Source organism: Methanoculleus sp. (assembly GCF_035363275.1).
In the GTDB taxonomy this organism is placed as follows: Archaea; Halobacteriota; Methanomicrobia; order Methanomicrobiales; family Methanoculleaceae; genus Methanoculleus.
In genome coordinates, this window is record NZ_DAOSET010000003.1 from 71,576 (window position 1) to 78,056 (window position 6,481).

Below are 6,481 nucleotides of genomic sequence, written 5' to 3' on the forward strand. Positions count from 1 at the left end.
TTAAACAAAACTCCCCAGGAGAACCGAGATAATCTTCAGCTCATATTTTCTATCGAATTTACTCTTTTTATCCCTCAGAACCGTATCAGAGAGAGCCAGCATCGTCTCCAGAAGGAGCGCTACCACAATAATGCCCCTTTTTATCGTATTCAGCGAAGCGTAGTTCCTGATGTAGTAGAGTTCGCTCTTGATCGACCAGTATCTTGCCCAACTCTTCAGGTTCAGGTTCTTAATGCAGGATTCGCCCTTGTGAATGACCCCGGCACCAGGATTCAAGAGCAACTTCCAGCCACGCTCGGCAAGTTTAGACCCGATGATGTACTCCTCCCAGTAGAGGAAGGTGTTCTCATCGAAGAGGCCGACGTCTGCAATCGCCCGGCTCCGGAACAGAATGCAGGAACCTCCCAGAACACCGAACTCTTTTGGTCGATCGAAAGCGTAATCGTAATTAAAGTGTCTCTTCAAGATCCGGTTCTCTTTAAACAACCTCTGACCGATAAAGGTGTAAACGAATATGAAGTCGAGGAAACCAGGGGTATTTCCCGTGCAGGTTCTTTGTATCTCACCGGTCGTTGATTTGAGCACCGGGCTCACGGCCCCGATACGGTTATCCCTGCTGGCCGATTCGACAAGTTTATTGAGCACCTCTCTGTCATTGAGGATGACGTCGTTATTCAGGATGAGAATATATTCGGATGTAAGGATATCGAGGGCAAACCTGATGCCGATGTTGTTGCCCCTGGCGTAGCCGTAATTCTCATTGTTTTTAATCAGTATAAGCCGCCGGCGAGGATCTAACTGATGATACGTGGATAGATCGGGCCTGCACCTATCGGCTTCACCCTCTGACAGTTCAAATAGATGGATAGGGGTGTCATCAGCAGGTTCTGCCTCATCGGTCCCTTCGCAAAAACGCCGGATATTCTCTATTGAGCGATCAGTCGAGCGGTTATCGACCAGTACGATATCGTAGTCGGCATTGGATAGCTGGTGGACAGATCGGATACATTGAACCGTATCCGTCCATCCGTTCCAGTTTAAAATTATGATTGCAACGCGAGGCATTATGCTCATTTATATCGATTATACCTATCATTATACATTCTGCTATCGTACAGGATATCTTGCACACGAGAACCGTTCTTAGATCATTCCCGGGCTGGAGATCCACCGGAGCGAGACATCCCCGCCTTCATTGTCCTGCGGCATGCACCGTAACCGGTTCTGCATATCATACTGACGTTGTGCCGCCCCTCCGTGTTGCCTTGATGATATACTGAACCGTTAAGAACGACCCCGCCGGTAGATACCTGCCCAAAGAGTTATTCAGCCTTCTGTCAATCTTATCGAGGTGTCCACTCCCGAACTTCGGTTGCACCGAGATAACACTCAAACCAGCTTGTTGAAACAGGTTACACATCTCCCGTCTCGTGAAAAAACGGAGATGCGAACGATCCAGAATCCCTGCGTCCGCGTACTCAAACTTATCATAGAGCACCAGGTCGAGCAGTACCCTGTAATTCTTAATGTTCGGAATACTGGCAATGATATATCCCGTGCTATTAAGGAAAGATGAATAGCGCTTTAGAACGGCAGCAGGATCCACGAGATGCTCCAGAACATCACCTAAAATGATGTAATCAAAATGATCTTCTTCGAAGGCCGGTTCGATCTCTTCGACGTCACCGACCAGAAAGCCATCAAGTTGATCGCAATTGCCTCGTAAACAATCGTAGTTAATCTCTATTCCGACGATTTCTCTGGCTTTATTGAGTTCTCGTAATGTTATAAGCGTATTTCCATTCCCACAACCGATTTCCAGCACACTGTGGTCCCCATCGGGGATGAAAGAAATTATGTCCCACCGAATGCTGGAGAAATAGCCGCTCTCTTTATCCTGATACAGTTCGTTTCTGGACATGCTCTTCACCGGATGAGGTTATCTCTCGAGCTTCTTCCCACGGAGTTGCAACTCAGCAGTCTTATCCCTCGCAATGGGGTTTGAGGAAGAGACTGCCGACTCCGGGCCAGGTTCTCCAGTAAAGTCCTGTCGGAAACCGTTGTTCTTGACCATCAGGCTTGCCCGCAACAGACTCTCAAACGTCCCGGCATCGCTCCAGAACCCCGGAAGAACCGAGAACTCCATCGCATTCCGCTGGACGTAGGCGTTGTTCACGTCCGTGATCTCGAGTTCGCCCCGCCCGGACGGCTTGAGTGTCTTGATGATTGCAAAGACCCCGGCATCGTAGAGGTAGAGCCCGGTCACCGCGAGGTTCGACTTCGGGGTCCGGGGCTTCTCCTCGATCCCGAGCACCTTATTCCCCCTAACCTCGGCAACCCCGAACCGGTGGGCGTCGGGGACCTCTTTTAAGAAAATCTTCGCCCCGGACGCGAACGCCTCGACATCTTTCCGGATATCGTCCTGGAAGATGTTGTCGCCGAGGATCACCGCGACGTTGTCCGTCCCTGCCCAGGACTCCGCGAGCCCCAGGGCCTGGGCAATCCCGCCGGCACCTTCCTGAATTTCGTAGGTGAGCCGGACCCCGAACTCCTTGCCCGACCCCAGGAGCTCGAGGAAGTGGCCCACGTGCCCCCTCCCGGAGACGATCATAATGTCCTTGATCCCCGCCGCAACGAGGGTCTGGAGGGGGTAGTAGATCATCGGCTTGTCGTAGACGGGCAGCAGGTGCTTGTTCGTCACCTTTGTCAGGGGGTAGAGGCGGGACCCGGTCCCGCCCGCGAGAATGATGCCTTTCATGGGTCTTCTCACCGTTGGGCGCAGGTAGTCTTCGAGCGCCCCTTTCCAGGGGCGCATGGGGCTGGTCTTCGTGTTCACGAGCACTGAGTAGGCCGGGCGCTTCGCCTTCCGCGGGAACTCGTCGCTCGTGCAGGGGACGATGTTCGGGGCAAAGGCCCGGGCAAACTCGTACCACGAGCAGACGCCGTCGTTCGTGACATGGTAGATCCCCGGTGGGCAGTCGGCGATCTCGGCTGTCTTTTGGGCCAGGTCCGCCGTGTAGGTGGGCTTCCCCGCCTGGTCGGTCACCACCCGGACGGTTTCATTCTCACGCGAGAGGTGCCGGATCGTCTCGACGAAGTTCTTGCCGTGCCGGCCGAAAAGCCAGGAGGTCCGGATGATCCGGTAGTCGTCCATGTTCTGTGCGATCTTCTGCTCGCCGCGGAGTTTCGAGGCGCCGTAGACATTGATCGGGTTCGGTTCGTCGGACTCGACGTATTCCGTCTTTGTGCCGTCAAAGACGTAGTCGGTGCTGTAGTGGACGAGCACCGCGCCCACTACGCGGCAGGCGGCGGCGATGTAACCCGGTGCGTCGCCGTTGACGGCAAACGCCGTCTCGGGGTCGTCCTCGCACCCGTCGACGTTCGTGTACGCCGCCGCGTTGATGACGAGGTCGGGCTTCATCTCAAGGATATAGGCCTTCACCGCGGCCTCATCGATGACATCGAGGTCCGTATGCTCGCAGAGCCGGGCGCCGGGGAAGACCGCCGCGAGGTCGTGCCCCAGCATGCCGCCGGCGCCGAGGATCAGGACGCCCCTTTCTGCCTGCTCAACGTTCTGTACGCTCACTGTATCTTCCTCATCCAGAAACTTCCAGGCTGGATCTTCTCACGGTTGTAGGTGCTGAACGCTTCCTCAAGGAGCTCCGGGTGGCTCCTGTGCATGTAGTAGCCGCCCCAGACTACTTTGAATGCAGGATTGTACGTTAAAAACGCCTGGAGGAGATACTGCTCTGTCCAAAAAAGATGGTGCCAGCAGATCCACTCTTTAGGGTATTCAAAAGGTAAGAAAATATCGTGAACGTGAATAAGTACACCTTTATTCAGTCTCGGCAGGATCTCGTTATATTCGTATTGGACATCGCTGCCTACTTTTAAGACGTGGCTCGAGTCGATAAAGAGAATATCATTCTCACCCAGCCTCTCGAAGACCGAAAACGGGACATTCTGCACAGGCTCTTCGATCAGGCGGGATAAATTTGGAAAACCATCCTGCAATACGCGATTTGGATAGGGTTCAATGGCGATTAACTCGCAGGCGTACTCTGGATCTTCTTCCTTGTTCTTCCGGATTGCCGATGCCGCCAGGTACGTGGAGTTCCCGGACCCGATCTCGATGATTCTTTCTGGTTTAAAATGTCGTATGGTGCAGTATAAGATCTCGCCATCAACGCTCTCAAAGCCGCCATTATTTACGAAGTAATCGAACGGCCTGCCGGTTTTGCGGGTTGGAAACCGGTCATATTCCGGTTTGTAGTTCTCGTGGAACCGGGAGAGCAATGCAGTCTGGGACTGCTCATCCATATCAATCCCGACTAATGACGATGATCTCTCCCATAATCGATCATCCAGATGCCTGACATCGGGTATGGGCTGATAGAAATGGTTCGGCACAATATGAATCCCTAACCGCTCCCACAGCCCGAACGACCTGCTCAAAACGGTGCCGAGCAACCATTGGTAGTATTTTATCAATTTCGTCACAGAGTCAACCTCATAATCATCTATCTTGTCTTCAGCGGCCGCCACCACCATTCGTTCTCTGCGTACCATTCGATCGTCGCCGCGAGGGCGTCATCAAAGGTATACGCCGGCTCCCAGCCGAGCGCCCGGAGCTTCCCGAAGTCGAGCGAGTAGCGGAAGTCGTGCCCCTTCCGGTCGGGCACGTACTCGATCATCGACTCGTCCTTCCCCAGGAGTTCGAGGATCTTTTCGGTGATCTCGAGGTTCGTCTTCTCCGCGCCGCCGCCGATGTTGTAGACCTCCCCCGGCTCCCCGTGCTGGAGGATGAAGTCGATGGCCCGGCAGTGGTCGAGGACGTAGAGCCAGTCGCGGATGTTCTTCCCCGTGCCGTAGACCGGGACCTTCTTCCCCTCGATGAGGTTCGTCGCAAAGAGCGGGATCAGCTTCTCGGGGAACTGGTAGGGGCCGTAGTTGTTGGTGCACCGGGTGACGATCACCGGGAGGCCGTGGGTGATGAAGAACGACCGGGCGAGCAGGTCGGAGCCGGCCTTGCTCGACGAGTATGGGCTGGAGGGGTTCAGGTTGTCGGTCTCCACAAACGAACCCTCAGGGGTGCTCCCGTAGACCTCGTCCGTCGAGACGTGGATGAACCGCCTGACACCGTGCTTCAGCGCGTAATCGAGCAGGGTGAAGGTGCCGAGGACGTTCGTCCGCACAAAGGTGGAGCCGTCGGCGATCGAGCGGTCGACGTGGCTCTCCGCGGCGAAGTGGACGACGGTCTTTATCGGGTGGTTCCGGAAGACGGCTGCTACCGTGCCGGGGTCGCAGATGTCGCCATGGACGAAGGTGTAGTTCGGATTATCGGCAACATCCCGGAGGCTCTCCGGGTTGCCTGCGTACGTCAGTGCGTCGAGGTTAACGATCGGGGTCTCGGGATGCTCCGCGAGCATATGGCAGATGAAGTTGCTGCCGATGAACCCCGCGCCGCCAGTGACGAGCATGGTCATTTTTGCCGCCCCTCATCCGTGCTTCAGGCCGGGGGCAAGCCCCCAGTCGTAGGGGATCTCGGCGGTGTCCGGGGGCAGCCGGAACTCGTCGGGCTCCTGGTAGTTGTAGGGGAGGGTCGGGATGCTCACGAAGAACGCCGTCTCGGTGCCGATTGCCTTGAACCCATGGTAGACGCCTGGCGGGACGCTGAGGAGGATAGGGTTCTTGTCACCGACGAAGAACTCCATGAGACTCTTGTAGGTGGGGGAGTCCTCGCGGGCGTCGTAGAGCGCGACCTTCATCATCCCGTGGACGCAGGTGAAGTTGTCGGTCTGCTTCTTGTGGTAGTGCCACGCCTTGACGACGCCCGGGTAGGCCGTCGTGCAGTAGACCTGGCCGAACTGCTCGAAGATTGCGTCGTCGCAGCGGAGGATCTCCATCAGCCAGCCGCGCTCGTCAGGGATGACGCTGAGTTTCTTGATCTTGACACCGTCAATAGTGCTCTTCATCGTTGTCACCACGATTTTCGCAATAGCCAACCGGGAACCTACAGCCTCATGCACCAGCAGTCTAAAAGGTCTGTAGCCAGTTCATCCACTCCTTAAGGTACACTGTGAAAATTTCTGTTTCCGATTTTTTTGTCCGTATGTGAAGGTCTATGATTTACATTTTGGCAAACATTGAACGCAAGCAGGACCGAATCCCGATAAATCACGCCTCAAAGATTCAACCGGGGGTCCGGGATGAACTCCATACCTGATATCTTGTTTAAGAGTACTGTTACAAATACAATTCTATCCACTTGCTACCGAACGTGGACTGAATAGTTACGCTCATTGGGTGGTTCTCCTGACAATCACCTTCACCGCACCTTTACTGAACGAGGATCGTTCAACCGGAGGTCCACCCTTCAAGAAGCCCCGGAGATCAGGGCATCCCGGGACCGATGAGGGGTGAAGAGGGGGATCATCTTTAACTGTTTCTAATCGATCGCAAGGGTGCAAGACCAATGAGA

The 6,481-nt window shown here is 54.9% G+C and carries 6 protein-coding genes; all 6 read right to left on the bottom strand.

The window, feature by feature from the left end; genetic code table 11:
• Window positions 1-1,074 (bottom strand): glycosyltransferase family 2 protein, encoded by a 1,074-nt coding sequence (locus PLN84_RS01215; RefSeq protein WP_292383907.1) that lies wholly within the window; start codon window positions 1,072-1,074, stop codon window positions 1-3.
• A gap of 157 nt (window positions 1,075-1,231) precedes the next feature.
• The gene (locus PLN84_RS01220; protein ID WP_292383905.1) at window positions 1,232-1,921 is read right to left on the bottom strand and encodes a class I SAM-dependent methyltransferase; all 690 of its coding nucleotides are present in this window, start codon (window positions 1,919-1,921) and stop codon (window positions 1,232-1,234) included.
• 18 nt (window positions 1,922-1,939) lie between these two features.
• Window positions 1,940-3,586 (bottom strand): dTDP-4-dehydrorhamnose reductase, encoded by a 1,647-nt coding sequence (gene rfbD / locus PLN84_RS01225; protein ID WP_292383903.1) that lies wholly within the window; start codon window positions 3,584-3,586, stop codon window positions 1,940-1,942.
• Window positions 3,583-4,551 (bottom strand): class I SAM-dependent methyltransferase, encoded by a 969-nt coding sequence (locus PLN84_RS01230; RefSeq protein WP_292383901.1) that lies wholly within the window; start codon window positions 4,549-4,551, stop codon window positions 3,583-3,585. The genes rfbD and PLN84_RS01230 overlap by 4 nt, the downstream gene beginning before the upstream one ends.
• Entirely contained in the window at window positions 4,521-5,486 is a 966-nt protein-coding gene (gene rfbB, locus PLN84_RS01235) for a dTDP-glucose 4,6-dehydratase (RefSeq protein WP_348531864.1), read from the bottom strand. The genes PLN84_RS01230 and rfbB overlap by 31 nt, the downstream gene beginning before the upstream one ends.
• Before the next feature lie 12 nt (window positions 5,487-5,498).
• Window positions 5,499-6,005 (bottom strand): dTDP-4-dehydrorhamnose 3,5-epimerase family protein, encoded by a 507-nt coding sequence (locus PLN84_RS01240; RefSeq protein WP_300020406.1) that lies wholly within the window; start codon window positions 6,003-6,005, stop codon window positions 5,499-5,501.
• Window positions 6,006-6,481: the final 476 nt, after the last annotated feature.

What these genes read in the sequence shown, in the direction of transcription:
- PLN84_RS01220 (WP_292383905.1), bottom strand. Translation starts at nt 1,921, where the DNA reads ATGTCCAGAAACGAACTGTATCAGGATAAAGAGAGCGGCTATTTCTCC.
- PLN84_RS01215 (WP_292383907.1), bottom strand. Translation starts at nt 1,074, where the DNA reads ATGAGCATAATGCCTCGCGTTGCAATCATAATTTTAAACTGGAACGGA.
- PLN84_RS01230 (WP_292383901.1), bottom strand. Translation starts at nt 4,551, where the DNA reads ATGGTGGTGGCGGCCGCTGAAGACAAGATAGATGATTATGAGGTTGAC.
- rfbB (WP_348531864.1), bottom strand. Translation starts at nt 5,486, where the DNA reads ATGACCATGCTCGTCACTGGCGGCGCGGGGTTCATCGGCAGCAACTTC.